This is a genomic window from Alcanivorax sediminis, assembly GCF_009601165.1.
Taxonomy (GTDB): domain Bacteria; phylum Pseudomonadota; class Gammaproteobacteria; order Pseudomonadales; family Alcanivoracaceae; genus Alcanivorax; species Alcanivorax sediminis.
On sequence record NZ_WIRE01000001.1, the window covers coordinates 927,721 to 951,612 of the forward strand.

A 23,892-nucleotide genomic window follows, 5' to 3' on the forward strand; every position below is an offset into this window, starting at 1 on the left:
AGGTGAAGCATGGCAAAACAGGAATTACTGGACAAGCTGTACGCACAAGTTGCCAATGATGAGGATGCCCGCACCTGCACGGACATCAGTGAAGAGGCCTGCCGTGAGGTGCCTGGCAATTTCTTTCGTATCATCACCGCCAATGCGTTGACCAAGATCGGTGATCTGCTGATTAACCCCAAGACGGTACTGGCCTGGTTGGTCACTGCGGTGGGTGCGCCGGCCTGGCTGGCCGGCTTTTTGGTGCCGATCCGCGAGTCCGGCTCGCTGATTCCGCAGCTGATGATAGGAGCCCTGGTGCGTCGCCACCCGGTGCGCAAGGGCTTCTGGGTGCTGGGGTCGGCCTTGCAGGGGCTGGCGGTGCTGGGTATGGCGCTGGCCGTGTGGTGGCTGGAAGGTATGCAGGCCGGCATGGCGATCATCGCCTTGTTGATTCTGTTTAGTATCAGCCGCGGGTTTTGTTCGGTGGCCATGAAGGATGTGCAGGGGAAATGCATTCCCAAATCTCGCCGGGGCAGGTTGACCGGCCTGTCCGCCACCCTGTCCGGGGCCATTACCTTTGCCCTGTCATTGATTATTTTCCAGGGAGAGGGCGATCCGACGCGCGCGTTTTACACGGCACTTCTGACCGGTGCCGGTATGGCCTGGCTGCTGGCGGCCTGGGTGTTTTTCACCGTGGACGAGGCGCCGGGGGCCAGCGAAGGAGGGCACAATGCCTTCCGTCAGGCGTTGACCAGCCTTGGCTTGCTGAAAACCGATAGGCCCTTCCGCCGTTTTGTCATGACTCGGGCCCTGTTGATGTCATCGTCGCTGGCTTCACCGTTTCTGGTGCTGTTGGCCCAGGACCAATCCTCCCTGCCGTTGCTGCTGGGCAGCTTTGTCCTGGCGTCCAGTCTGGCCAGCACCGTCAGTGCCACGGTGTGGGGCTACATGGCTGACACCTCCAGCCGCAACGTGATGATTCGTGGCGGCGGCCTGGCGGCTTTTGTCTGCATGCTGGCGGGGGGCTTTGCCTTGTGGGGACCGACCGTATCGTGGCTGCACTGGCTGTTTCCTGTTGCCTACTTTGTACTGGCCATTGCTCATGCGGGCATTCGTATTGGCCGCAAGACTTATCTGGTGGATATGGCTGGCGGCACGAAACGGACCGATTACACCTCGGTGAGCAATACCGTGATTGGTGTGCTGCTGTTGGCGGTGGGGGGGCTGAGTGCCGTGGTCTCCACTTTTGGGAATGATTGGGCGCTATTGGTCCTGGGCGTGATGGGGGCCGTTGGCGTGCTCAGCGCCATGTTGCTGGAGGAAGTTTGAGGGCTAGAGGCGCGTGCCATTGCTGTGGGTCAATTTCTCAAGATGTTGTAAGCAATATCTTAAGCTGGCCGCAAAGCATGTTACCCGTTAGCTGGAAGTATTAATCTCAACCGCTTTGCCAATGGAGGGGGACTGCTACATGAAGATATTGCTACCAGCATTGATCGCTGCTGCTACCTGTGCTGTGAATGCATGGGCTGAAACCAGTGCTCCTGCGAGCACTCAGTCCGGGGGGTTCATGCTCGGGGCAGGGCTGGGTTTTGATTCCGGCAATTTTTCCGAGGAGCTTGAGGATGAACTGGCTTTTATTGGGCCGGGGTTTGATGTGGATGATGACGGGGCAGATATCGGTAAAGACCTTTATCTGGGTTACGTGTTCGGTGGTGCCTCTTCTTTCCGGTTTGGTTATCGTGAATTTGGTGAACAATCGGGTGACGTAACCTACTTTGGCAACAAAACGGGAGATTACGTCCTGGAAGCCGATGGGGTCTACATGGCAGTGGATCTGCTGTTGCCTCTCAATGAAACGCTGTTTGTGGGCGGCACGTTGGGATTGCAGAATTGGGATGGAAAAGTGACAGCCCGAAACGCCTTCTTCAGTTCAACAGAGTCCACGGATGGTCGTGATTTCTTTTATGGCCTGCGGGGAAAATTGTTAGTGAACGAGGGCCGGGGCGCGTTGGTGGCAGGGTATTCCCTGTATAGTTTTGAAGACGAATATGGTGAGGAACTTGAGTATAACTCCTTGAGCATCGGTTTTGAAGGTTACTTCCGGTAAAGCCATTCGATGGTGTTGAGAAGCCTCCAATGCGATGCACTGGGGGCTTTTTAATTTTTTGCTGACGGGATTCTCACTGTTCAGCCATCTCAATCAGTTGGGCTCTTGTCATCAAGGTGTTTCATTTCAGCTCGGGAGGAAGTCCGAAAAGTTGTTCGGTGGAGTCCAGAGTCATGTTGATGCCTTTCACGAGGCAGAAGCGTGATGCGCCGTCCGCTCCTTGAACTTGCGCACCGTGGTAAGACCAGGGGGTGTTCATGAAGATGGCAATGCGTCCTGCTTTGAATGGAATCAGTGTGGCGGCTTCTGGCGTACAGGATTTCACATGGTCAGGGGCGCGCTTGGCCATGATTTCAACTCCTTCACTGCCGATGATTTGCGGTCCATGAAACAGTCGGGTTCCCCAGTCTGGTGAGGCCGTTTCGTCAGGGTCCAGATAAACGATCAGGCTATAAAGTCGATTTGGCCAATCCATGTGTGTTGGCAGGCTGCTACCCGCAGCACGAATATTCAGAGCACCGCAGGTAGCCCAGGGTTGCAGCTGAATCATGTCTTGTTTGTTGTCCGCGCTATCGCCGAAGAGGCGCTGGTACAGTGCCTGCCTCGCGGGGGTGAACAACGCATGGATCGCACCCGCGATAGCATCATCAAACAGCTGCTCATTACACTGTTGCCAGAATGCTTTTCGAGGGCTGCGCCACTGTGTCAGGTCCTCACTTTTGTCCCAGATCTGGAACGCTAGAAGCCCATGCCCGGCATCGTTGAATAGGGACTTCTCTGGCAGGTTCTGATACGCCTGCGCAAGGAAGTCGGCAGAAAGGGCGCCGTCGATAATGGCATGGGGGAAGGGCTCCGTAATGACGCTTGCCTGGCGGACGCTATCCAGAAAACGAGCATGTTCGCGGCCTGTTAAGTGGCTGAGCGTGGTCATGACTGCCAATACTCATTGGCAATGGCCAGTGCCTTTGCCACGTCTTTGCGCGGCAAGTTGCAGACAATCTCCTGAGGGAGCTCCCACCAGCGACTGGCGATCAAGGCCTCACGGGTCGCTTCGTCAAAGCGGTATTTCAGCACCCGGGCCGGGACTCCGCCCACAATTGCGTAAGGCGGTACATTGTCTGTGACGATGGCGCCTGCAGCGATGCATGCTCCATGGCCGACGCAAACACCCTGCAGAATGACCGCGTTGTGGCCGACCCACACGTCGCACCCTATGACCGTGGGGTAGACGCCAGCCCGATAGATATCTTCCGGGCCCATCTCGCCACCCATTTCCTGTTCAAGGTCCAGCATCCCGGTGGTCAGCATGTCCACGTTATGGCTGACTGCGCCGAGGATTGCCAGGGCACTGATGGAGCTGTGACGGCCGATAATGAGGTTGGTCGGCATCTGTGTTCGGCACTGGTAATAAGCATTGCGTCCCATCAACAGGTTAAAGGGCTGATAGTCGTTACTGATCCTGCTTTCCTTTTCCAGGAAGCAGGCCCGCTCATGATCACCATCAAAGGCCGAGAGCGAGAGCTCTTCCGGGTGAAGCCAGTCTGCGTAACTGGCCAGCGCCTTCAACCGGTTCATCTTCTGTTCGTTACTGATCATCGGGATTTCCATGGGGCCACAGCAAGGATGGCGGGATAGCATTAAAAGGAGTACCCGCCAACTGGAGCTGAGCCAGCGGGGAGTGAATATGAGAAAACGCCACGCTACGACGAGCCTCTTTGCTGACCGTTCCCTTTCGGTGTGTTACGGAAACATCAAAGACGACAGCCGTCCCGGCACGTCCCTCAATGCTTTCGTAGGGATGCGTCGTGCCACTGCAGGGGCATGGGTCCTGATAGGGAATATGGTTTTTCCATTGATCAAGCCGGGTCTGGTGATTGCGATAGTGAGTCCCCGGCTTCACCTGTATGGCTCCATTTTCTGCCGTGACATCAGATACATAAAGCATCAAGCGAAGGGAAAGCGTGGGATCCCAATGTGGGTGGTGGTTGCCGGGGCCTTGGCGATCCTGCTTGAACGTATCCTCACAAATAGAGGCGAAATCATTTCTGCTGTCACTGCATTGAAAGTACTGCGCGCCGAGCTGGCGGAACCAGTCAGGGAAAAGGCATTGATGGAGCGTTGTGAGTTGATGGTTCACCAAATCAATGGCGCGGGCGGGCAGGATCTTTTCGCCATCCATGGGCGGGGCGAGTTTGAGGCCTGGTAACGTCTCGGCAAAGCAGCGATGGTGCTCCTGCAGTAATGCGGCCGACAGGTCAGCATAGAGACCGGGAAATACGACAACCCCCTTTTCCCGCAGCGTTTGAGTCGCCTGCTGAAGATCAATCATGACTGCTCAAGCTCCCATTCCAGACGGCGGCTTGCATAATCATAAAGGGCAAACTCCCGATGAAAGCGTAACCGGAATTGTTGCCGGTATTGTGCGAGGTCGGCAAGTTCGCCTTCCCTTGGACTGGTATTCTCGAAGGGAATGTTCGGAGTTGGCTGTCCCAGCTTCAATGCCAGAAGCTGGAGAGATTCCGCAAACCTCTCGGTTAGACCGATCCACAGAAAGCGTCGCTCGAGCCATTGCTGGATGTGTTCTTCGCTACTCCCCCAAAGGTCGAATGGCAGCCCGAGATAATTGAATATTTTCGGGTTTTGCAGGGTTTGTTCCAGATATTGGTGGATACCAACGTGGCCAAGGTCGCCCAGCCTGCGCCGAAAGTAATACCCTGACAGAACCATTTCCATGGGATCGCGGAGCATGGTGATGAACTGGGTAGCATCAGGATAGTAATCCAGCGCACCAATGGCCCACTGATGATGGTAGAAGTGCCCATGCACGCAGGCCTGGTGACGGGCTGTGGTTTTCCTCGGAGGGCCTTCCGGATCGTCGGGATAATGGAGAAAGAGCCGGTCGCTGAAGAAGCTCTTCAGGCATGTGGTAAAGCTGGTTCCCCCACATTTGGGGATATGGATAGAGACCAGCAGCTTGTCGGCATCATACTGCAACATGGTCGTTCCTTATCTCAGCGTCAGCAGTGAGGGCAGCAAATCCGGCTGCTCCAGCCTGAGCAGGGTATAACCGATGCCCGCCATACCCGTCATCATTCCGGGTTGCATGGCCTCTCCTCCGGGAATTGCCCAGCTGAGCTGGGACTGATAACGCTGCAGCATTTGGGAGGCCAGATAATGGGCACGCTCAGGTTCGTTCAGCAGCAGCCACATGTCGATCAGACCACTATTGCCCATGGCGAGATGGTCCCATTGCATCAGTGGACGTTCGCGCAGACGCTGCAGGGCGATCTCAGCAGCCGGGTTACGGACACCTGTCAGCGCAGTCGCGCCGTTAAGAGCAATAAGTATACCGACTGCACCATGGGCCCATCCGTCACTGTCCGCAGGGGCATGTTTATCAGCAGAAATCTTCCAGTTACGTTTTTCCGGTATCCACTGGTGATCAAGGAACTGCACGCAATCCTCTATCGCCTGGTAGGCCTGACGGGTCTGTGCGTCCCCAGAGAGTGCTTCCAGTAACTGGCAGAGAGAGCTCAAGGGCCCTGAGATACCATGACCGGCACCGGTCTGAAACGCTGCAGGGGCGTCTGGGTCACGCTGTCCCGGATCCGGCCAGCCGACCAACGGAGGCATGTCTGCTGTGATAACAAATTGGCTGAGCAACTGTGTCAGGTGTGTTTTTTGGTGTCGCGCTGACAGACAGTCGCGCGCGGCCGCACTGGCGCCTGCCTGGCCGCTGATCCAGTCAGTACTGGTGCCTGAAGGCTGGAAATCCGCATTGGCAATGGTGTCGCCCAATGTTGCGCAGCCAGCCTCAAGGGAGGGCATTTCAATCAGTCGCAGGGCATGGTGCAGCGCGAAGAAAACAGCCGTTCGGCCAACCAGGCCACCGTGACGATTATCGAGCTCTTCGCTCCACCCGGTGCTGTTTTCCAGTAAGCCCGTAAAGATCTTTTCGCTGATGTCGTGAAACCGTGATGCCCCTGTGCGTTTTGCCAGGGCCGCAAAGAACAGCCCCATCCCGGCTTGCCCATCGTACAAACTCGCCCCAAGAGCGCGAACGGTGCTGGGACGGTCGGCGCCCAGGGATTGCGGCGCAATCCAGGTTGGTATGCTGACGGGAGAAGGGGAATGACTGACGGCCATTTTCAGCAGGGCATCACCGATATGGCTCGCTGCCTGCAGTGCAGAAAGCGTCTTGATTCCGCTCCGCTTTCCCTGCGAGGTAATGGTTGATGTTTCCTCCGTCCGAGTAGTGAACAGGCATGCCTTGATCAGGCTGGTCTGGAAAGCTATCTCTGCATCGGACAGTTGCGCAAAGCGTTCCTGGATGGCTTCCAGTCCGGAGCGGGAAAACAGCGTGACAGACTTGCCATCGGTACTTTGCCAGTGGATTTCATTCACCGGCAGGGTGAAATGGGGAATATCACCATTCTGCAATGCACGCTTTTCTTCTGCGAGGAATGGCCACACATGCGGACAGGTGTCATGGCTCAGGAACGTGGCCGCAAGACACTCTTGCTCGATCTCGGCATCGATCAGTGTCAAGGCATGCCGGGGATGGCGAACGGCCTGCTCCAGGGTGGCATAGAGGGTGGTATCCCTGACGAGAAAACGGACTTCACAGTCAGCAAGCTTTTCGCCAAGTTGCTGCTCCAGTGCTGGCGAGGCAGCCATTCGTCTGGCGGGCTCTACCAGGCTGGAAAAGCCCGCCAGAATACTCTCCTCGTAGTCGCAGGGAGGGGGAAGTAAGGTTTGGCTATTGGCGCTTTCAACCCGAACCCACTCGGTCTGCAGCGCCATGTGATCAGTATTGATGTGCGCCCAGCGGTGTGTTTTCAGGTCGGTGAGATATTCTTTTCCGGCGGAAATGCCGCTTATCTGGATAGCGGTGCCATCACCATAGGACAGCCAGCGCGGCAGTAAGCCTGAGCGCAATACCGTGGCGTCTTCCACCCGTGTACTCGGCATGACAGGGTCGGCGTTGCCGTGAGCCAACGGAACAGGGGAAGCCAACATCTCGGCGTCAATGATGACCGGGCCTTGCTGAGAGGCCATTACGTTTTCATCATGCAGATCCGTGCCAGCGAACATCCAGGCAGCAAAGATCACTTTGCCGGCTTGCCGATAATATTGCTCGGGATCTCCTGCCTGTCCGCTGATTTCAGAGGCCCAGCCATGGTCATCACGGCTCAGCACTGGTGGAACAATATTGACCAGTGACGCATCCAGCTTTTCACATAATTGGGCAACGCAACTTTCCAGTTTCATCCCGCGAGGCTTGTAGTACAGAGCCTGGTCCCCGGAGAACTGGATCCGCATGACGCTCTGGCCATTGTGATGTCGATCTGACAGACCGCATCGAACGGCAGTAACCGGCTTGTCCGGCGCGATGGAAAAGTGCTTGCTCAGCAAGAGCCGGTCTTCTGCAAGATGTAATGACAGGCGATGCTGGGTGTCTTTCCACTGGCACATCGCGAGGCTGGCGAGCCTCGTGGCGTAGCCATATTTGAGAAAAAAGGGCGCGATGTCACCGTCACGAAGATTGCTGATGAATTGGTCGTAGAGAGCATGTCCCTGAGCCCCCCCTGCAGGTGAGGTCAACCGGAACAGGGAGAACTCATGCTCAAGACAGCGCGCCAGGTTCGCAGAGAGCCGTTGCAGTAGTTCCCTGCACAGCGCGTCTCTTGCCTGTGGAGAAAACTGTCGGGCCCATTCAGGAGCGTTGTTGGTCAGGGCGGCTCTGTATTGTGCAATGACAGGAACAAACAGCCCCTCAAACGGAATCGGGTCGTTGGCATCAAGATAGCCTTGATCGTCGGCGTCAGCGTCCGGGTGCATGATGGTGTTTGCCATCTGCCAGGCCGTTGCCGTCCAGTCGGCGCAAGGGGCATCCTCTCGCAAGCTGCCAGGGCGAAGCCGGTCCAGCAGGCGGTCACTCTCAAGTGTGTAGTGATCCCATTGCAGTCGCTTTGCCAAGCTTCCCGGAGAGAAACGATCAAGGACTTCCTGCCATCGCTGCAGGCGTCGAGCGGCTGTTCTACGGGCGCTCTCACTCATATCGGCTTGCACCCACTCCCCGGAGAGGTGCTGCGACAATGTCAGCGTGCGAGCCGTCAGGATGCGTTGAAAAGCATCAGCGTTCATTTTCATTGCCGCGGTTCCGAGAGGACGTTGAGGCTGCCTCGTGAAGCTGTCGATACAGTGGTGCGTGGTTCATCAGATGGGAATGGGAGCCTTGTGCAACCACGCGTCCTTTTTCCATCAACACGATCCGGTCTGCGTCGATAATGCTGTCCAGGCGATGGGTGATGATGAAGCGGGTTTCGCCGTTCGGGCGTTCCCGGAAACGTTTCAGAATGGCGCTTTCGTTGATGCGGTCGAGCTGTGAGGTGGCTTCATCCAGAATCTGGATGGGTTTGTTGCTTAACCAGGCCCGGGCCAGAGCGACTCGCTGGCGTTCACCACCCGAAAGCAGACTGCCGCCCTCCCCACAGGGCGAGTTAAGGCCAGCATCATGTTGCGCCATGACGCTGTCGAGCTGACAGGAAGAAAGGGCAGCGGCCAGCTCGTCTTCGCTGCAGTCCGGCGCGGCGAAGCGGATGTTGTACTCCAGCGTATCATCGAAAATGCCCGTGCGTTGGGATACATACAGGGTTTGCTGCATGCGGCCACGGGCGCTGACCGGGTTGCCGTCATAACAAAGGTGGCCTTGTGCGGGTTCAATGACCCCGGCGAGCACCTTCATTAGCACGGACTTTCCCGCGCCGCTCTGGCCAACAATGGCAACAGTGCTGCCAGCAGTGACATCCAGCGAAACGTCATTGAGCAAACGCTCACCCTCGTCACTGTAAACGCTTACCTTCGAAATTGAGATAGACCGGGAAGGCGCTGGTACGCCGGGTTCTGGTGTCGGGAATTTCAACTCCAGTGCTTCCAGACTCTGGATGTCAGTCCTTGCCTGAATAAATGCGGTATAAAGTAATCCGACCGCTTGCAGCGGGGCGAATACCTGCAGCATGTACATGTTCACCATTACCAGGTCCGCGACGCTGGCGTGGCCGTTTTGCATGTCTTTGACCGTCAGGAACAGCATGAGTCCAAGGCCGGAATGGACAATCAGCGACTGAATCATTTTGCTGCGCGAGAGGTGTTGCTGTTGTTCTCTCCAGTGTTGGTGGAGTAAATGCTGGCGGGTGAGAAGGCGCTGGCTTTCGCTCTGGGAATTCTCGAATTGCTGTACGACTTCATGGTTGGCAAGGCTGTCGCCAATCATCGCATGTACCTGATTGTCGGCCTGGATTCGCTTGGCATAAAGCTGTTTTTGGGTGCCAGCGATGTGGACGGTGAAACGTACATAGATGGTCAGCGTTCCGACAAGAATGCCAGCAAAGGCCGGGCCCAGTGACCAGCCAAGAACGATGGCGGCGATAAGGCAGTAGAGCGCATTCGGCACGAGATTGAATAGACCCACGCTACCGAGCGATTCCAGACTCCAGGCGGCTCTCGTCAACATCTGGGTGAGCCTGGGGGAGGCATGTCTGGAGTGGAAACCATTGGTCTTGGCGTGCAGTGCTGCCAGAGCCTGAACCATGAACTGCCGTTGTACACGCTGTATCAGCGGTAAAAAAAGAATTTGTCGAACTTCGTCTGTTACCACTACCGACAGGGAGGCAAGCACATAGCCCGCCAGTAACCAGAACACAATGTCTGAGGCGTCAGTGGCATCAAACTGTGATACCAGTGCCGCAAACAATAATGGGATGCAGGCCTGGAGGGCCCGGGAAGACGCCAGTAATCCCAGGGTCGACACCGAGGCAATGGCATGACGGTACAGGGTGTCCCTGATCAGACGATAAGCAAGCATGGCCTGGCAAGAGTGGAAAATAAAAAGGCACCCGTGATGGGTGCCTGTTTGCTGTCAGCCTAAACGGATCAGCAAGTGATGTTGCGGGACTGGTTGATGCAGATAGCTTCTTCACTGCCCATGGTCGGCTTGAACACGGTTTCCAGCAGCTTGCTGTTCACGGTTTGCTCTGCTTGCTGGTCGATGGCTTCAGCGGCAACCAGTTCTGCTTCGATATCGTCTTTGAATTCGATCATTGTCGTTCCCTTCGGGCTGGTTTATTCGAGATTTTTATACTGAAAGTGTGAAACTGTTCATGTTCCAGTACTGAGTTAAATAGATACCAGTCGCTCCGAGGCTAATCAATACCTTAAATGGGGTAAAAGCCCCGTTCGTCCCCGGATTAACGCTTTTCATACAAAAGGTCCCACACACCATGGCCCAGGCGCTCGCCGCGCCGCTCAAATTTGGTTTCCGGGCGCCAGCCTGGACGGGATGAAAACAGGCTGTCACCAGCCAGATTGGTGAAGCCTTCTGCCTGATGCATGACCTCCGTCATGTGCTCGGCATAGTTTTCCCAGTCCGTTGCCATGTGCAGGACGCCTCCGGGCTTGAGTTTCTGGCGCACCCTTTCCACCCAGGCGGGTTGCACGATGCGGCGCTTGTGGTGCTTTTTCTTGTGCCAGGGGTCAGGGAAATACAGTTGTACCCGGGTCAGGCTATTGTCCGGAATGCACAGCTCCAGAATTTCTACGGCATCATCGCAATAGCTGCGCAGGTTGGTCAGGCCCTGTTGCTCGATTTCCATCAGCAGGGCTCCCACACCGGGGCGGTGGACTTCGATGCCGATGAAATCCTTTTCCGGTTCCGCTGCAGCCATCGCGGCGAGTGACTGGCCCATGCCGTAGCCGATTTCGAGAACGCGTTCTGCATCGCGACCGAAGACGGTTTCAGGATCCAGCATGCCCTGGTCTCGCTCCAGCCCAAATACAGGCCAGAGTGTATTCAGCGCATTGCGCTGCCCGGTAGTGAGTCTGCCTTCGCGGAGAACAAAGCTGCGCACTTTGCGCATGACCTTGCCGGTTTCAGGATCCTTATCCTGTTTAATGAAATCGAGCATGGGAACGGGGCTGTCATGAATTGGGGGTGTGATTGTAGCAGAAACCCGAAGATGGGCGTGTTCACGTGCTTTTCATGGGTGGGGGTAGATTATGGTTTTACAAAGATCTGCCCCATGACTTACCCCTGGCACTGATTCCTCCCCCGGACAGTGCCATTTTTTTGGCCGCTTTGCGGCCGCAGTGCGCTTCACGCAGCTCTCAGAATCAACTCCGCAGCCCCTCACGCAGGGGGGCGCATTGGTGTATCGCATGTTGGGTGAAGCGTACCGCGCCGTTTACTTGCTCACGCCATCAAGTGGAGAAGACGCCGAGGCGTAGGCCTTGCGGGGCATGCGGCCTGCCAGGAAGCATTCACGGCCCGCCTCAATGGCCTTTTTCATGGCGGAGGCCATCAAAACAGGGTTCTGGGCATGGGCCACGGCAGAATTGAGCAGTACCCCGTCACAGCCCATTTCCATGGCGATGGCCGCATCGGAAGCGGTGCCCACACCAGCATCGACGATGATTGGCACTTTGGCTTCTTCCATGATCAGCCGAAGGTTGTGCGGATTGAGAATGCCGAGGCCGGAACCGATCAGCGAGCCAAGCGGCATGACGGCCACACAGCCCATGTCTTCCAGCTCTTTCGCCACGATCGGATCGTCGTTGGTATAGACCATCACCTTGAAGCCGTCATCCACCAGTTCTTTTGCCGCCTGCACGGTGTGGATGATGTTCGGGTACAGGGTTTTCTGGTCCCCCAGCACTTCCAGCTTCACCAGGTCGTGGCCATCAAGCAGTTCCCGGGCCAGCTTGCAGCAGCGCACGGCCTCTTCTGCGGTGTAGCAGCCCGCGGTGTTGGGGAGGATGGTGTACTTGTCAGGGGTAATGTAATCGAGCAGGTTGGGCTCGTCGGTATTCTGGCCAATATTGGTACGGCGAATGGCCACGGTGACGATTTCTGCGCCACTGGTTTCGATGGCGTCACGGGTTTCGTCGAAATCCTTGTACTTGCCGGTGCCGATCAGCAGGCGGGAGGAGTAGGTTTTTCCGGCGATGGTAAGCAGATCGGACATGGTGGCCTCAAAAGATTGGTGAGTAGTTAATAGGCATGGTTTGGCGGAAAAGGAGGTCAGCCTCCGCCAATGGCGTGGACAATCTCCACCACGTCGCCTTCGCTCAGGGTGAAATCGCCATGCTGGCTCTTGGGAATGATCTCCCGGTTCACTTCCACCGCCAGGCGGCGGCCGGTGAGCTCCAGCTGAGCCACCAGGTCGGCAACGGTGTGACCAGTCAGGGTGAGGGTATCGCCATTTACGGTGAGCTTCATGATCTCGATCAAGCGTGTTTGAAAAGGGACCAGGCCAGCATCAACCAGCCAATAATCAGGGCAGTGCCGCCCAGCGGGGTAATCGCGCCGAGCCACTTTTGTCCGCTCAGCACCAGCACGTACAGGCTACCACTGAAGACCACCATGCCGGCAAATATTACCCAGCCAGCGGTGACCATGCTGGAAGCGCCAAAGGCCTTGGCTAATAGCCCGGTGAGCAACAGGGCGAGGGCATGGTAAAAGTGGTATTCGCTGGCGGTGGACCAGGTGGTCAGGAGGGATTCGTCCACACGGTTTTTGAGGCCATGGGCACCAAAAGCGCCGAGGGTCACGGCCAGAGCGCCGTTGATGGCGCCAAGAATAAGCAGGACTTTCATTTATCGCTCCGCATTGACGGTCATTTCAGGTGCCGCCTAGGGCTGGACAGTGTACCGGAAATCTTTCGCCGGCGGGTATCTTCGCGGGAGCAGGGAAGCTGGTTCAGAGTTTAAAGTTCCAAACGCGATGATGTGTTGGTGCTGTGTTCCAGGTTGCTGTGGGAGCTAGCCTGCAAGCGATTTGCCTTCGACCAATGTGGCATCGCTTGCAGGCATATCCTGACGAGCACCTAGGGCTCCCCGCAGCAGCCCCCATTTTTGGCGTCAGGCAGCCGCGGAGCGGCCACAAAAAAGCCCCTCGAAGAGGGGCTTTAGCGTGTTGCCAGTTGCGTCTCTTACGCCGCGATCGCGTTACGCAGCTTCTTGATAGCGTTGTTCTCCAGCTGGCGTATGCGCTCGGCGGAGACGCCGTACTCGTCGGCCAGTTCCTGAAGGGTGGACTTCTGGTCTGCCAGCCAGCGGCGTTCCAGAATGTCGCGGCTGCGGTCGTCCAGGGCCATCAGGGCAGAGCTCAACTGACGGGTTTCGCGGTTCTGCTGATCTTGCTCGGCAATGATATCTGCCGGGTCACTGTTGTCGCTTTGCAGATAAGCCGCCGGAGACACTACGGTGCTGTCTTCATCGTCATTGGCGGGGCCGTCGAAGCTGGCGTCATAGGCACCCAGACGGCCTTCCATTTCCTTCACCTGCTCGGCGGTCACGCCCAGGTCGTCAGCCACGCGCTGGGCTTCTTCCAGGGTCAGGCGGCCCAGACGTTTCTTCTGGCCGCGCAGGTTGAAGAACAGTTTGCGCTGGGCCTTGGTAGTGGCCACTTTGACGATGCGCCAGTTCTTGATCACATACTCGTGAATCTCGGCCTTGATCCAGTGCACGGCAAAGCTCACCAGTCGGACACCTTTGGTTGGGTCAAAGCGTTTGACGGCTTTCATCAGGCCCACGTTACCTTCCTGGACCAGATCGCCCAGGGGCAGACCATAACCGGTGTAGCTGCGGGCGATGTGCACCACAAAGCGCAGGTGGGCAAGCACCAGGTTGCGGGCAGCGTCCAGGTCCTGCTCGTAGTAGAGGCGCTCGGCCAGTTGTTGTTCATCCTCTGCGCTGAGCACCGGCACGGCATTAACGGCTCGCATGTAGGCGTCCAGGTCATTGCCCGGTACCGCCAGAGTGAGCGCCTGTGCGGGGTTTGAAGGGTTGGTCATGCGCAATGTCTCCTCGTGAAGACTTCGTTTAATTCCATCTGTGCTCGATATTAGCACTCGAATTCATAGAGTGCTAATAGGCAGAAAAGTTCCCTTTGATCGACTGATTCGATGGGTAATGAGGAGCATAGCCTGACTCGGTGAACAAGCTGTGAACCGGGGCGCATAATGAGCTACGAGCTACAACCCGATTAGAGGGCAGAGGGCCCTGAACGTTCAGGCTTTGCGCTGGTGTCTTTGCGGCTCGCGGGCAGGGCGTTGCTGGCTGAGAGGGCCTTCCCCGCGCCTCGCAGCTGCCTTTAGAAGTTCGGCTCGATATCGCCCAGATGCCGGCCAACCGCCAACCAGGCGCCAAGTAGGCCCAGTACACCGCTGAACAGAGGCAGAATAATCAGGCTGGAAGAGGCCATTGAGGTAAGTGAGTCTTCACTATTGTAAAGAGTGAGCAGCTCGTCTATGGGGCCGCCGAGCCACCACAGGGCTGACTGGACCAGAATCACGGCCACCAGACCGCCAGCAAAGCCATAGCAGAAGCCCGTGTAGAGGAAGGGGCGGCGAACAAAGCCGTCGGTGCCACCAACGATCTTCACCACCACGATTTCATCCCGGCGGCTTTCGATGCCCAGGCGGATGGTGTTCACCACCACCAGCACCACGGCGGCGGCAAGGGCCAGGGTCAGGGCCGAAATCAGTCGTTCACCCAGTTCGATCAGGGCATGCAGGCGGCGCACCCACTCCACATCCAGCTGTACCAGATCTACGCCTTTCTCTTGATTCAGACGGTTCTCCAGCGCACGCAGGATGACCGGGTCGGTGCTGTCCGGGAATACCACAATCAGTGGCGGCAAGGGGTTGTCTGGCAAGGCCTGCAGCACGTCACCGAAGCCGGACAGGGCCTGGAATTCCTCCAGAGCCTGTTGGCGGGTAATGACTTTGGTGTCGTCGATATGATCGATGGCCAGCCACTGGCGTGCCAATTCCCGCTGTCGCTTTTCGTCCACGTCCATGTCCAGAAATACAGAGAGGTGGGCGTTGCCGTCCCAGCCGCTGGTAATGGCGCGGGCATTGTCCAGCAGCACCGCCAGACCGGCGGGCAGCGACAGGGCGATGGCGATGACCAGGATGGTCATGGTGCTGCTGGCGCGGCTGGCATTGAGTCGCTGCAGGGCGTCGCGGAAGGAGTCGCGATGATGGGCGCGCCAGCTGCGGAAGCGATCCGCCATGGAGGCGCTGGCGCTCTGCGCTCCAGCGACTCGGCGGGGTTTTTCCGCTTTCTGGCGCTGGGGCTTGATGGGGGTAGCCCTTCTGTTGCCTTTATTGGCCGCCATGGAATTCTTCCCCCTCATCGCCATCATGGATCAATCGACCTTCGCGCAGGGTCAGCAGGCGATGGTTGTAGCGGGCGATCAGGCTCAGGTCGTGGGTGGCGATGAGTACCGCCACGCCGACCCGGGCAAAATCCTGAAACAGATCCATGATCTCTTCAGACAGGGCCGGGTCCAGGTTACCGGTGGGTTCATCCGCCAGCAGCAGCGGCGGCTTGTTGACCACGGCGCGGGCAATGCCCACCCTTTGCTGTTCACCGCCGGAGAGCATGATCGGGCTGAGCGTTTCCTTGTCGAGCAGGCCGACCTTGTCCAGCGCCGCACGAACCCGCTTGCCGATATCGGCACGGGAGTAGCCAGCGATGATCAATGGCAGCGCCACGTTGTCGAACACGGTGCGATCGAACAGCAGCTGGTGATTCTGGTGCACCATACCGATCTTCCGGCGCAGCAGGGGGATGTGACGGTTACCAAAACCGTTCAGGTTCTGGTGGTCCACGAGTACCTGCCCCTGGGTCGGGCGTTCGATCATCATGATCAGTTTCAACAGCGTCGACTTGCCCGCCCCGGAGTGCCCGGTAAGGAAAGTCAGCTGGCCAGCAGGGAGCGTGAAACTCACCTTGCTGAGCGCGTCTTTGCCATTCGGGTAGCGTTTGCTGACCCGGTCAAACTGAATCATGGATGCCCTTGTGCAAGAACGTCGTGTTTATTTTAAGCGTGGCAGAGAGTGCCAACCGCTTGAGTTTCGAGTAGCGAGTTGAAAGTTTCGAAAGGCAAAGGATTTTCGCTCTTTGCAACTCGATACTCGTCACTCGAAGCTGGTTTTACCCCGTTACATCTTCAAACAGCGCCTGAACGAATTCTTCTGCGTGGAATGGACGCAGGTCTTCCAGGCGTTCCCCCACACCGATAAAGCGAATCGGCAGGCCGGTACGTTTGGCCAAGGCAAACAGGATACCGCCTTTAGCGGTGCCGTCGAGTTTGGTGAGTGCCAACCCAGTCACGCCCGCGGCATCCCGGAACTGCTCAGCCTGGTTGATGGCGTTCTGCCCGGTGCCGGCGTCCAGCACCAGCAAGACTTCGTGGGGGGCATCCGGGATCAGCTTCTTCATTACCCGGGTAACCTTGGTGAGTTCGTCCATCAGGTTGCCGCGCGTGTGCAGACGGCCTGCGGTGTCCGCAATCAGGATGTCCACATTGCGGGACTGGGCAGCCTGCACGGCGTCATACACCACGGAGGCGGAGTCGGCACCGGTGTGCTGGGCCACCACAGGAATGTCATTGCGCTCGCCCCACACCTGCAGCTGTTCCACGGCGGCCGCGCGGAAGGTATCGCCGGCGGCCAGCATCACGCTCTTTCCCTCGGCCTTGAAACGGCAGGCCAGCTTGCCAATGGTGGTGGTCTTGCCGACACCGTTGACGCCCACCATCAGGATCACATAGGGCTTCTTGCTACCGTCGATCACCATGGGCTGGTCTACCGGTACCAGCAGCTTGCGCAGCTCATTTTGCAGGGATTCGTAGAGGGCGTCGGCATCCACCAGCTCTTCACGGCTGACCTGGTCAGTGAGTGCTTCAATAATAACGTCGGTGGCTTCCACGCCCACGTCGGCGACCAGCAACTGGGTTTCGATTTCCTCGAAAATCTCGTCGTCGATTTCCTTGGCGCCAACCAGCAGGTCGGCGAGGCCCTTGCCAAGCCCCTTGCGGGTCTTGCTCATGCCTTGTTTCATGCGTGTCCAGAAGCCGCCGTCATCATCGTCGGCTTCACCAGTGGACTGCTCGAGCGGCTCGGAATGAGGCGCAGGGGGCGGTGCCGAAGCAGGCGGGGTGGCCGGCTGGGGCGGGGGTGCAGCCTCGGCAGGCTCATTGGGCTGTTCAGAAACCGGGGATTGAGGTGTTTCCGGAGAAGACTCCTCTTCTACCCCCACAAACATGCGCTTCCAGAAACCGGTTTTTTTCGGTTCTGGCTGGCCGTTATCGTCGTCGCGGGAAACTTCGTCGCTCATGATCAGTCATATCCAAACAAGAAGGGGTGACATCCCCTTCCTCAACAATCAGGCTGCATGTGCGGGGCGAATAGCCGGTATGCTATGCCGGCGATAAAAAAGCGCCCGCTTGCAGGAACAGGCACTCACAGACGGAGTGCGCGGCTATCCTACCATTAAGGGAAGAGGGGAGCAGCTTTCACGGCGGCATTTCGCCGGGGCGAATGACTATGGGATACACAATGAAGAAATGGATACTGGGCCTGACGCTGGGCCTGTGGGCCGGTCTGGCCAGTGCGTCACTGGCGACCCACAGTTTTACGCTGGATAACGGGCTCAAGGTGCTGGTTCGGGAGGATCACCGGGCGCCGGTGGTCACGGTGATGGTCTGGTTCAAGGCAGGCAGCATTGACGAAGCGCCGTTTGAAACCGGTCTGGCCCACGTGCTTGAGCACATGATGTTCAAGGGCACTGAGAAACTCCAGCCAGGGGATTTTTCCAAGTTGGTTGCCCGCTATGGTGGTAGCGATAACGCTTTCACCAGCTATGACTACACCGCCTATTTTCAGCAGTATGAAGTGTCTCGCTTGCCCCTGGCGCTGGAGCTGGAAGCCGAGCGGCTGGCCAATCTGCAGATTGATGACGACGAGTTTTACCGGGAACTGCAGGTCGTTCTGGAAGAGCGTCGCATGCGTACCGATGACAACCCCAATGCATTGGCCTGGGAAAAGTTTCAGGCGGTGGCCCGTCCGGGTACCGGCTATGCTCATCCCATCATTGGCTGGCGTTCACTGTTATCCCAGCTGCAGCCGGAGCAGGCCCGTAGCTGGTTCCAGCGTTTCTATGTGCCGGGCAACGCGACCCTGGTGATCGCCGGGGATGTGACCCGCAAACAAGTAGAGCCGCTGGTGAAGAAGTTCTTCGATGACCTGCCCGCAGGGGAAACGCCGCCGCGGCCGAAGCAGACCGTGAATCCGCCGGCGGGAGAGCGGCGAATCGATCTGACACTGCCGGTAAAAGTGCCCACGCTGTTCATGACGTACAACGTACCGTCGCTGGTCACCGCTGAGGACAAGCGCGACTTCTATGCCCTGACCATGCTGTCAGGCGTGCTGGACGGCGGCATGAGTGCGCGGATCGAAACGGACCTGGTGCGGGGCCAAAAGCTGGTGGCCGGCGCAGGTGCCTCCTACACCGGTATTCAGCGCGGCAACGGCACCTTTACCCTGCAAGCGGCACCCAACCCGGGTATCAGCCTGGATGAAGTGGAAAGTGCCCTGCGTGAGCAGATAAAGAAATTGCAGACCACCCTGCCCAGCGAGGAAGAAATGGCGCGAGTACGTGCCGGCGTGCTGGCAGGCCAGGTGTATGAGAAGGATTCGGTCATGGGGCAGGCCATGGAATTGGGCACATTGAGTACTCTAGGGTTGGATCTGGCGCTTTCTGAGAAGTTCGGCGACGAACTGGCCAAAGTGACTGCGGAAGATGTACAGCGCGTGGCGCAGCAATGGCTTGTGCCGGAGCGCCTTGCTGTCGGTCATGTTCAGCCGGAGCAAGGGGAAGGGAAGTGAGTATCGAGTTGCGAGTAACGAGTTTCGAAAAACACAGTGCGGTGCAGGGCGCGGCATGGTGCGGCGGGTTGCTGCTTCGTGTCGCTACTGTGGTGTCGGCCATTTGGTTGAGCGCCTGTGCTTCCCTGAATCCGGCGGCGAACTTCCCCACCACCGAAGCGCAGGTGGCGGCCAGCCAGCCTGGGGCGCCGGTACTGGACATCCAGTCGTGGCAGACGGCGGAGGGTGCGAAAGTGCTGTTCGTAGCCAGCGATGCACTGCCGATGCTGGACATCCGTCTGGTGATGGACGCAGGCAGCGCCCGTGATGGCGATCAGGCCGGTTTGGCCTCCATGACCAGTGCGCTGTTGGGGGAAGGTACCAAGGGCCTGAACGTGGATGATATTGCCCGCGGCTTTGAAGATCGTGGTGCCGAGTTTTCCAGCAGCAGCTATCGCGACATGGGCGTGATCAGCCTGCGCACTTTGTCGGACCCGGAGTTCCGCGAACCGGTGCTGGACCTGTTTGGCAAGGTGATCGGTACGCCCTCATTCCCTGAAGAGGCGCTGGCCCGTATTCGTACCCAGATGATGCAAGGCCTTCGCATGGAAAAGCAGGTGCCGGGTCCCCAGGTCAACAAGGCGTTCATGGCCACCTTGTATGAGGGGCATCCCTACGGCATCGCCAGTGATGGCACACTGGAAAGCTTGCCAGCCATTCAGCGCAAGCAGCTTGAGCAGTTCTATGAGAGCTACTATGCCGCTGGCAATGCGGTGATTGCCATGGTGGGGGCCGTCAGCCGTGAACAGGCGGAAGCCATTGCGGCACAGATCAGCGCAGCATTACCGGCTGGTGAAGCCGCGCCGACACTGGCCCGTGCCACCCCGCTGCAGAGCCGCAAGCGGGAACACATCACTTTTCCCTCTGCCCAGACCAGCATTCTGATCGGCAACCAGAGCACTTGGCGGGGTAATCCGGATCACGTTGCCCTGTATGTGGGCAACATGGTGTTGGGTGGGGGAGGCTTTGCGTCCATCCTGACCGACGAAGTGCGCCAGAAGCGTGGTTATGTCTACGGTATTGGCAGTGGCTTCTCGGCCATGGCGTCCGGTGGGCCTTTCCGGGTGTCGTTCCAGACGGCCAATGAGAATGCCGATCAGGCACTGAGCCTGACTCTGCAATTGGTAGAGCAGTTTATCCAGCAAGGGCCTACCGACAGCCAGCTGGAAGAGGCGCGTACCAGTATCCTCGGTGGCTTTGCACTGGGAACGGCGGACAACAGTGACATCATTGGTCAGCTGGGCGCTATTGGTTTCTATGATCTGCCACTGGATTATTTGCAGCAGTTCAGCCAGCAAGTCAGAGCCGTGGGGGCGGAAGAAATTCGTCAGGCGTTCCAGCGAGCCTTGAATGCCGACAATCTGGCTATTGTCAGCATCGGCCCGAAAGCGCCGGAAATTGTTCCGGTCGATGAGGCCCCCGGCAGTGAGCTGGCGGCCGTGGCAGATGAGGCTGGCCGTGGCAAAGAATAAAGGCCGCGCCAGCGCGGCCAGCAAAGGGCAGGTGCGGATCATCGGCGGCGACAAACGTGGGCTGCGGTTGCAGTTTGTCGATCATGGCGGCGATCTGCGCCCGTCCTCTGATCGCTTGCGAGAGACCCTGTTTAACTGGCTGCAGTTCGAATTGCCCGGCCTGCGCGTGCTGGATTTGTTTGCCGGCTCCGGGGTGCTGGGTGCCGAGGCTCTCAGCCGTGGCGCCCGTGAGGCGGTGTTGATCGAGAAGCAGCGCGACCGGGTAGCGGATCTGCAGCGCCAGTTGCAGCCCATGTTTGCAGACAGGGTCAGCATCCAGTGTCATGACGCTATGCTCTGGCTCCACCAGCCCGCCCAGCCCTTTGATCTGGTGTTTGTGGACCCACCCTATGACCTGGGGCTGGCTGAACCCGCCTGTGCGGATCTCGAGGCTCGCGGCTGGCTGGCAGATGACGCCTTTATCTATGTGGAATCCCGCCGTCAGGGGGCGGTGCCTGGGGTGCCGGCGAACTGGTCTCTGCATCGGGAAAAACAGGCGGGAGAAATTCATGCCCGGCTGTTTCGGCGGGCCTAGGGGTTAAGAGCTGAAGCAAGCCAGTTGCCCGAGGTGCAAGCTGTCGGCGTCACGGTCACCGCTACCCTTTAGGGCAATGGTGATCACCATTCATCCAAAGCTATGAACATTTGGGCGCATTTCTGTCTGATCCCGTCCAGAATCAGAATAGTGTGAAATGTGTCTCAAATATTCCGGCGCCCTGCCGGGGTGACTTCCGGGCGGAGCGCCCGGGGAGGGATGACCATGGACGAGGTAAGCTCGGCACGAATTCCGCTCAATCAGGACCGCTTTCTTCGTGAACTGCTTGGCTACCTTGCCGAGGCCATACAGGATGTGGCTGGCCTGGAGCAGGCCGAAGGGCTGGTCTCGATTGTCGGCCAGAAAATGGGTGACGAGATTAATGCCAGCTATCGCTCTGCACTGAATGTGTCAGGGCTCGACAAGTCTCAGGTCGCTGCCGTGATGGTGGATCTCAAGCGCCGTATCGGTGGTGATTTCTACATCATCGAGCAGCACGAAGACCGAATTGTCCTCGGCAACTGGCGATGCCCGTTCGGGCGTTATGTTGAGGGGCGCCCTGCTCTGTGCATGATGACATCCAATGTCTTTGGCGTGATCGCCGCAGAGAATACCGGCTATGCCAGGGTGGAAATTACCGAGGCCATCGCCAACGGTGACTCCCAATGTCGAGTGGTTGTCAGCCTGACTCCTGAAGAAGGGGCCTCCGGGCGTGAATATTTCTCAGCGGATGGCTGACCATGGTCACGCAGGAATGCCTCGCTATTCTGAACGCGATCTCTTTGCCTGTAGTGTTGATGGATGGGCAGGGCAGCATCAAGGCGATCAACGCTCATACCCGTCGCCTGCTGAATGACGAGGAGCCTTCGCGTATTGATGCGCTGGTCTCGATCCGCACGGAATCCTTTCTCCGGATGGTTCGTCGTAACCGGTATTGCGCGCATCTGGCGACCCGGCTTATTGGTCCTCTGGCGGAATATTATCCGGCCAGTTCCCGCGTCTGCCTTGATGACGAATGGCAGGATTGTTACCTGATTGAGTTTTTCCCGCGTGATCTGGTGGTCGGTGGCATGAGTCGTCTTTCCGAGATTCGTCGCCGCGAGGCGTCGTTGCAACGAAGTTATGTGCGGGCAAGGGAGTCTGAACGTGCCGCCTTATCCCAGGCCAATCAGGATCCTCTCACCGGCATCGCCAACCGTCGCGCGTTTGATTGCTGGCTGGAACAGCTTTGCAGGGAATCGAGGCACAATGCTTTCCCGTTTTCGCTGTTGCTGGTCGACTTGGATTATTTCAAACGGATTAACGATGATTACGGTCATGACACCGGAGACAAGGTGCTGTGTGCCGTGGCCTCACTGCTGTCAGCGTCGCTGGTTCGCAAAGGGGATCAGGTGGCGCGAATTGGCGGTGAGGAGTTTGCTGTTCTGCTGCCGAATACGGACCGCAGGGGGGCAGAAGATGTGGCCTGGCGGCTGGTAATGGCCTTGCGTAGCGCGAACAAAAAAACCGCAGATGAGGGTTGTGACGAGCGCTGGGTGCCAGTCACGCTGTCCATCGGCGCCGCCAGTTGGTTGCCTGGGCTCCCGTTGTCCCCCGCTGCACTGATGCGAGAGGCTGACCAGGCACTTTACCTGGCGAAGGCCCAGGGCAGAGACCAGGCAGCGTTACTGAAAACGGACAATTGAGCATCCGGCGGCGGTTAAAAATGGCACAACTTGCACTAGTGTCCCATCTTCCTGTGGCTCATATTGAATGGGACCCAGGAGGACGCTCATGACTGCTCAGACCAATACGCAAGTTTCTGCCAAGAAAAAAATAAACCAGAGCGAGATACAACCGCGGCGCATGGACTTCAAGTTTGATCCTTCCATGCCCCGTTACTGGTTCGACAACGACCAGTTCAAGTCCACACTGCTTACCTCGTTGTCCTGTACCTTCCCTGAGGGCGAGCGCTTTTTCGTTCGCTCGGTTAGACATTTCCAGAAAAACATTCAGGATCCACTGCTGCGTGAACAGGTGAAGGGCTTCATCGGTCAGGAAGCGCATCACGGCAACGAGCACGACGCCTTTAATGAATTCATGGAATCAAAAGGAGTGCCCACCAAAAAAGTGGATGCCTTCGTGAAAGATGGACTCAAGTTCATGGCGAAGGTTTTATCTCCGGAGCGGCAGCTGGCCAAAACCTGTGCGCTGGAGCACTTCACTGCCATGCTGGCGGAAATGATTCTGGAGAATCCGGAATTTATCAAAGGCATGGATGAGCGGATGGTGCCGCTCTGGCTTTGGCATGCCATTGAGGAAAGTGAGCATAAAGCCGTGGCGTTTGATGTGTTCCAGGACCAGGTCGACAGCTACTGGGTGCGCAGTTCGGAAATGGCCTTCACTACGGTGGAGTTTATCGGCTTCACCTTCTTCCATTACTGGCAGTTGCGTAATGAGATGGATGATCCCACCGACTGGAAATCCGTGCTCAACGGGTTTAACTGGTTGCTGGGTAAACCCGGCTGGTTGCGCAAGCTGGGTAAATCCTACGTCGCGTATTACAAGCGAGATTTCCATCCTTCCAAACGTGACAGCGAGCATCTGCGCAAGCGGGCGCTGATTCGCCTTGCCAACATGATGGGGCGCCCTGAACTGGCCGCATGATGATTCGCTAGAGTCCTGATGCAGAGCGCCTGACAATGGAACGTTCACGCCCCTTCTGGCAGGGTGGGGGTATCGACATTGTGCGGAGGCGCTCATGCGTTGGTTAACAGCACTGAAGCAACGGTTTTTCCCCTCTCCGGAGCCGCCAGAAGACGCTACTTCTGATCCCTCTCATGTGGAATACCATCCTGCCCATGGCGGGGAGACGCCGGATGACTTGCATCGCGGCCGTCGCCGGCTCAAAGAGACATTCACCAACCACTGGGATCTGGACTACCTGCCCCGTGAGGAGGTGGAAAGATTGCTGGAAGAGCAGAAAAAGTCTGGCCGGTAGCC

The 23,892-nt window shown here is 57.7% G+C and carries 24 protein-coding genes; 9 read left to right on the forward strand and 15 right to left on the reverse strand.

What is annotated here, in order from left to right:
• Positions 1–9: 9 nt before the first annotated feature.
• Positions 10–1,311, forward strand: a complete 1,302-nt coding sequence (locus GFN93_RS04070; protein ID WP_153499143.1) for an MFS transporter — start codon at positions 10–12, stop codon at positions 1,309–1,311.
• A gap of 139 nt (positions 1,312–1,450) precedes the next feature.
• Entirely contained in the window at positions 1,451–2,089 is a 639-nt protein-coding gene (locus GFN93_RS04075) for an outer membrane beta-barrel protein (RefSeq protein WP_153499145.1), read from the forward strand.
• A gap of 121 nt (positions 2,090–2,210) precedes the next feature.
• On the opposite strand, the gene GFN93_RS04080 is transcribed toward GFN93_RS04075, so the two are convergent.
• From GFN93_RS04080 to ftsY, 15 genes are all read right to left on the reverse strand, one after another.
• Complete coding sequence (locus GFN93_RS04080; RefSeq protein ID WP_153499147.1) at positions 2,211–3,020, reverse strand: hypothetical protein; 810 nt, start codon at positions 3,018–3,020, stop codon at positions 2,211–2,213.
• Complete coding sequence (locus tag GFN93_RS17605; protein ID WP_194285742.1) at positions 3,017–3,685, reverse strand: CatB-related O-acetyltransferase; 669 nt, start codon at positions 3,683–3,685, stop codon at positions 3,017–3,019. Before GFN93_RS17605 ends, GFN93_RS04080 begins: the two co-directional genes overlap by 4 nt.
• Positions 3,675–4,418 (reverse strand): phytanoyl-CoA dioxygenase family protein, encoded by a 744-nt coding sequence (locus GFN93_RS04090; protein ID WP_153499150.1) that lies wholly within the window; start codon positions 4,416–4,418, stop codon positions 3,675–3,677. The genes GFN93_RS17605 and GFN93_RS04090 overlap by 11 nt, the downstream gene beginning before the upstream one ends.
• A complete protein-coding gene (locus GFN93_RS04095) occupies positions 4,415–5,086 on the reverse strand; it encodes a sulfotransferase family 2 domain-containing protein (RefSeq protein ID WP_153499152.1) in 672 nt (223 codons plus the stop codon). Before GFN93_RS04095 ends, GFN93_RS04090 begins: the two co-directional genes overlap by 4 nt.
• A 9-nt stretch (positions 5,087–5,095) precedes the next feature.
• Positions 5,096–8,242 (reverse strand): type 2 lanthipeptide synthetase LanM family protein, encoded by a 3,147-nt coding sequence (locus GFN93_RS04100; protein WP_153499154.1) that lies wholly within the window; start codon positions 8,240–8,242, stop codon positions 5,096–5,098.
• Positions 8,226–9,956, reverse strand: coding sequence for an ATP-binding cassette domain-containing protein (locus GFN93_RS04105; protein ID WP_153499156.1), 1,731 nt, complete (start codon positions 9,954–9,956; stop codon positions 8,226–8,228). The genes GFN93_RS04100 and GFN93_RS04105 overlap by 17 nt, the downstream gene beginning before the upstream one ends.
• A 68-nt stretch (positions 9,957–10,024) precedes the next feature.
• On the reverse strand, positions 10,025–10,192 hold the full coding sequence (locus tag GFN93_RS04110) for a hypothetical protein (RefSeq protein ID WP_153499158.1): 168 nt from the start codon (positions 10,190–10,192) through the stop codon (positions 10,025–10,027).
• A gap of 146 nt (positions 10,193–10,338) precedes the next feature.
• Complete coding sequence (gene trmB, locus GFN93_RS04115) at positions 10,339–11,055, reverse strand: tRNA (guanosine(46)-N7)-methyltransferase TrmB (protein WP_153499160.1); 717 nt, start codon at positions 11,053–11,055, stop codon at positions 10,339–10,341.
• 276 nt (positions 11,056–11,331) lie between these two features.
• Complete coding sequence (locus GFN93_RS04120) at positions 11,332–12,111, reverse strand: thiazole synthase (RefSeq protein WP_153499162.1); 780 nt, start codon at positions 12,109–12,111, stop codon at positions 11,332–11,334.
• Between the two features lie 56 nt (positions 12,112–12,167).
• On the reverse strand, positions 12,168–12,365 hold the full coding sequence (thiS, locus tag GFN93_RS04125) for a sulfur carrier protein ThiS (RefSeq protein ID WP_153499164.1): 198 nt from the start codon (positions 12,363–12,365) through the stop codon (positions 12,168–12,170).
• Positions 12,366–12,373: 8 nt separating this feature from the next.
• Positions 12,374–12,742, reverse strand: a complete 369-nt coding sequence (locus GFN93_RS04130) for a DUF423 domain-containing protein (protein ID WP_153499165.1) — start codon at positions 12,740–12,742, stop codon at positions 12,374–12,376.
• Between the two features lie 335 nt (positions 12,743–13,077).
• A complete protein-coding gene (gene rpoH, locus GFN93_RS04135) occupies positions 13,078–13,941 on the reverse strand; it encodes an RNA polymerase sigma factor RpoH (RefSeq protein WP_153499167.1) in 864 nt (287 codons plus the stop codon).
• A 299-nt stretch (positions 13,942–14,240) separates the two neighbouring features.
• Positions 14,241–15,269: a permease-like cell division protein FtsX gene (gene ftsX, locus GFN93_RS04140; protein ID WP_235901640.1), complete on the reverse strand. Its 1,029-nt coding sequence runs from the start codon at positions 15,267–15,269 to the stop codon at positions 14,241–14,243.
• The gene (ftsE, locus tag GFN93_RS04145; RefSeq protein ID WP_153499169.1) at positions 15,256–15,945 is read right to left on the reverse strand and encodes a cell division ATP-binding protein FtsE; all 690 of its coding nucleotides are present in this window, start codon (positions 15,943–15,945) and stop codon (positions 15,256–15,258) included. The genes ftsX and ftsE overlap by 14 nt, the downstream gene beginning before the upstream one ends.
• A 145-nt stretch (positions 15,946–16,090) precedes the next feature.
• The gene (ftsY, locus tag GFN93_RS04150; RefSeq protein WP_153499171.1) at positions 16,091–17,275 is read right to left on the reverse strand and encodes a signal recognition particle-docking protein FtsY; all 1,185 of its coding nucleotides are present in this window, start codon (positions 17,273–17,275) and stop codon (positions 16,091–16,093) included.
• Positions 17,276–17,496: 221 nt separating this feature from the next.
• Here ftsY and GFN93_RS04155 point away from each other — a divergent pair, with 221 nt between their 5' ends.
• The 7 genes from GFN93_RS04155 to GFN93_RS04185 all read left to right on the forward strand — a co-directional run bounded on the left by GFN93_RS04155 (position 17,497) and on the right by GFN93_RS04185 (position 23,890).
• Positions 17,497–18,825, forward strand: a complete 1,329-nt coding sequence (locus GFN93_RS04155) for a M16 family metallopeptidase (RefSeq protein ID WP_153499174.1) — start codon at positions 17,497–17,499, stop codon at positions 18,823–18,825.
• Positions 18,822–20,336 carry a M16 family metallopeptidase gene (locus GFN93_RS04160; protein WP_328594234.1) on the forward strand — a complete coding sequence of 505 codons (1,515 nt, stop codon included), beginning with the start codon at positions 18,822–18,824 and terminating at the stop codon, positions 20,334–20,336. Before GFN93_RS04155 ends, GFN93_RS04160 begins: the two co-directional genes overlap by 4 nt.
• Positions 20,323–20,910: a 16S rRNA (guanine(966)-N(2))-methyltransferase RsmD gene (rsmD, locus tag GFN93_RS04165; protein ID WP_328594235.1), complete on the forward strand. Its 588-nt coding sequence runs from the start codon at positions 20,323–20,325 to the stop codon at positions 20,908–20,910. The genes GFN93_RS04160 and rsmD overlap by 14 nt, the downstream gene beginning before the upstream one ends.
• A 225-nt stretch (positions 20,911–21,135) precedes the next feature.
• A complete protein-coding gene (locus tag GFN93_RS04170; protein WP_208993717.1) occupies positions 21,136–21,648 on the forward strand; it encodes a methanogen output domain 1-containing protein in 513 nt (170 codons plus the stop codon).
• Positions 21,649–21,650: 2 nt separating this feature from the next.
• The gene (locus tag GFN93_RS04175; RefSeq protein ID WP_153499181.1) at positions 21,651–22,595 is read left to right on the forward strand and encodes a GGDEF domain-containing protein; all 945 of its coding nucleotides are present in this window, start codon (positions 21,651–21,653) and stop codon (positions 22,593–22,595) included.
• A gap of 88 nt (positions 22,596–22,683) precedes the next feature.
• Positions 22,684–23,556 (forward strand): metal-dependent hydrolase, encoded by an 873-nt coding sequence (locus tag GFN93_RS04180; protein ID WP_153499183.1) that lies wholly within the window; start codon positions 22,684–22,686, stop codon positions 23,554–23,556.
• Between the two features lie 94 nt (positions 23,557–23,650).
• Positions 23,651–23,890, forward strand: coding sequence for a hypothetical protein (locus GFN93_RS04185; RefSeq protein ID WP_153499184.1), 240 nt, complete (start codon positions 23,651–23,653; stop codon positions 23,888–23,890).
• Positions 23,891–23,892: the final 2 nt, after the last annotated feature.

Excerpts from the sequence above, each read along its gene's own strand:
- GFN93_RS04070 (WP_153499143.1), top strand. The coding sequence starts at position 10 with ATGGCAAAACAGGAATTACTGGACAAGCTGTACGCACAAGTTGCCAAT.
- GFN93_RS04075 (WP_153499145.1), top strand. The coding sequence starts at position 1,451 with ATGAAGATATTGCTACCAGCATTGATCGCTGCTGCTACCTGTGCTGTG.
- GFN93_RS04080 (WP_153499147.1), bottom strand. The coding sequence starts at position 3,020 with ATGACCACGCTCAGCCACTTAACAGGCCGCGAACATGCTCGTTTTCTG.
- GFN93_RS17605 (WP_194285742.1), bottom strand. The coding sequence starts at position 3,685 with ATGATCAGTAACGAACAGAAGATGAACCGGTTGAAGGCGCTGGCCAGT.
- GFN93_RS04090 (WP_153499150.1), bottom strand. The coding sequence starts at position 4,418 with ATGATTGATCTTCAGCAGGCGACTCAAACGCTGCGGGAAAAGGGGGTT.
- GFN93_RS04095 (WP_153499152.1), bottom strand. The coding sequence starts at position 5,086 with ATGTTGCAGTATGATGCCGACAAGCTGCTGGTCTCTATCCATATCCCC.
- GFN93_RS04100 (WP_153499154.1), bottom strand. The coding sequence starts at position 8,242 with ATGAAAATGAACGCTGATGCTTTTCAACGCATCCTGACGGCTCGCACG.
- GFN93_RS04105 (WP_153499156.1), bottom strand. The coding sequence starts at position 9,956 with ATGCTTGCTTATCGTCTGATCAGGGACACCCTGTACCGTCATGCCATT.
- GFN93_RS04110 (WP_153499158.1), bottom strand. The coding sequence starts at position 10,192 with ATGATCGAATTCAAAGACGATATCGAAGCAGAACTGGTTGCCGCTGAA.
- trmB (WP_153499160.1), bottom strand. The coding sequence starts at position 11,055 with ATGCTCGATTTCATTAAACAGGATAAGGATCCTGAAACCGGCAAGGTC.
- GFN93_RS04120 (WP_153499162.1), bottom strand. The coding sequence starts at position 12,111 with ATGTCCGATCTGCTTACCATCGCCGGAAAAACCTACTCCTCCCGCCTG.
- thiS (WP_153499164.1), bottom strand. The coding sequence starts at position 12,365 with ATGAAGCTCACCGTAAATGGCGATACCCTCACCCTGACTGGTCACACC.
- GFN93_RS04130 (WP_153499165.1), bottom strand. The coding sequence starts at position 12,742 with ATGAAAGTCCTGCTTATTCTTGGCGCCATCAACGGCGCTCTGGCCGTG.
- rpoH (WP_153499167.1), bottom strand. The coding sequence starts at position 13,941 with ATGACCAACCCTTCAAACCCCGCACAGGCGCTCACTCTGGCGGTACCG.
- ftsX (WP_235901640.1), bottom strand. The coding sequence starts at position 15,269 with ATGGCGGCCAATAAAGGCAACAGAAGGGCTACCCCCATCAAGCCCCAG.
- ftsE (WP_153499169.1), bottom strand. The coding sequence starts at position 15,945 with ATGATTCAGTTTGACCGGGTCAGCAAACGCTACCCGAATGGCAAAGAC.
- ftsY (WP_153499171.1), bottom strand. The coding sequence starts at position 17,275 with ATGAGCGACGAAGTTTCCCGCGACGACGATAACGGCCAGCCAGAACCG.
- GFN93_RS04155 (WP_153499174.1), top strand. The coding sequence starts at position 17,497 with ATGAAGAAATGGATACTGGGCCTGACGCTGGGCCTGTGGGCCGGTCTG.
- GFN93_RS04170 (WP_208993717.1), top strand. The coding sequence starts at position 21,136 with ATGGACGAGGTAAGCTCGGCACGAATTCCGCTCAATCAGGACCGCTTT.
- GFN93_RS04175 (WP_153499181.1), top strand. The coding sequence starts at position 21,651 with ATGGTCACGCAGGAATGCCTCGCTATTCTGAACGCGATCTCTTTGCCT.
- GFN93_RS04180 (WP_153499183.1), top strand. The coding sequence starts at position 22,684 with ATGACTGCTCAGACCAATACGCAAGTTTCTGCCAAGAAAAAAATAAAC.
- GFN93_RS04185 (WP_153499184.1), top strand. The coding sequence starts at position 23,651 with ATGCGTTGGTTAACAGCACTGAAGCAACGGTTTTTCCCCTCTCCGGAG.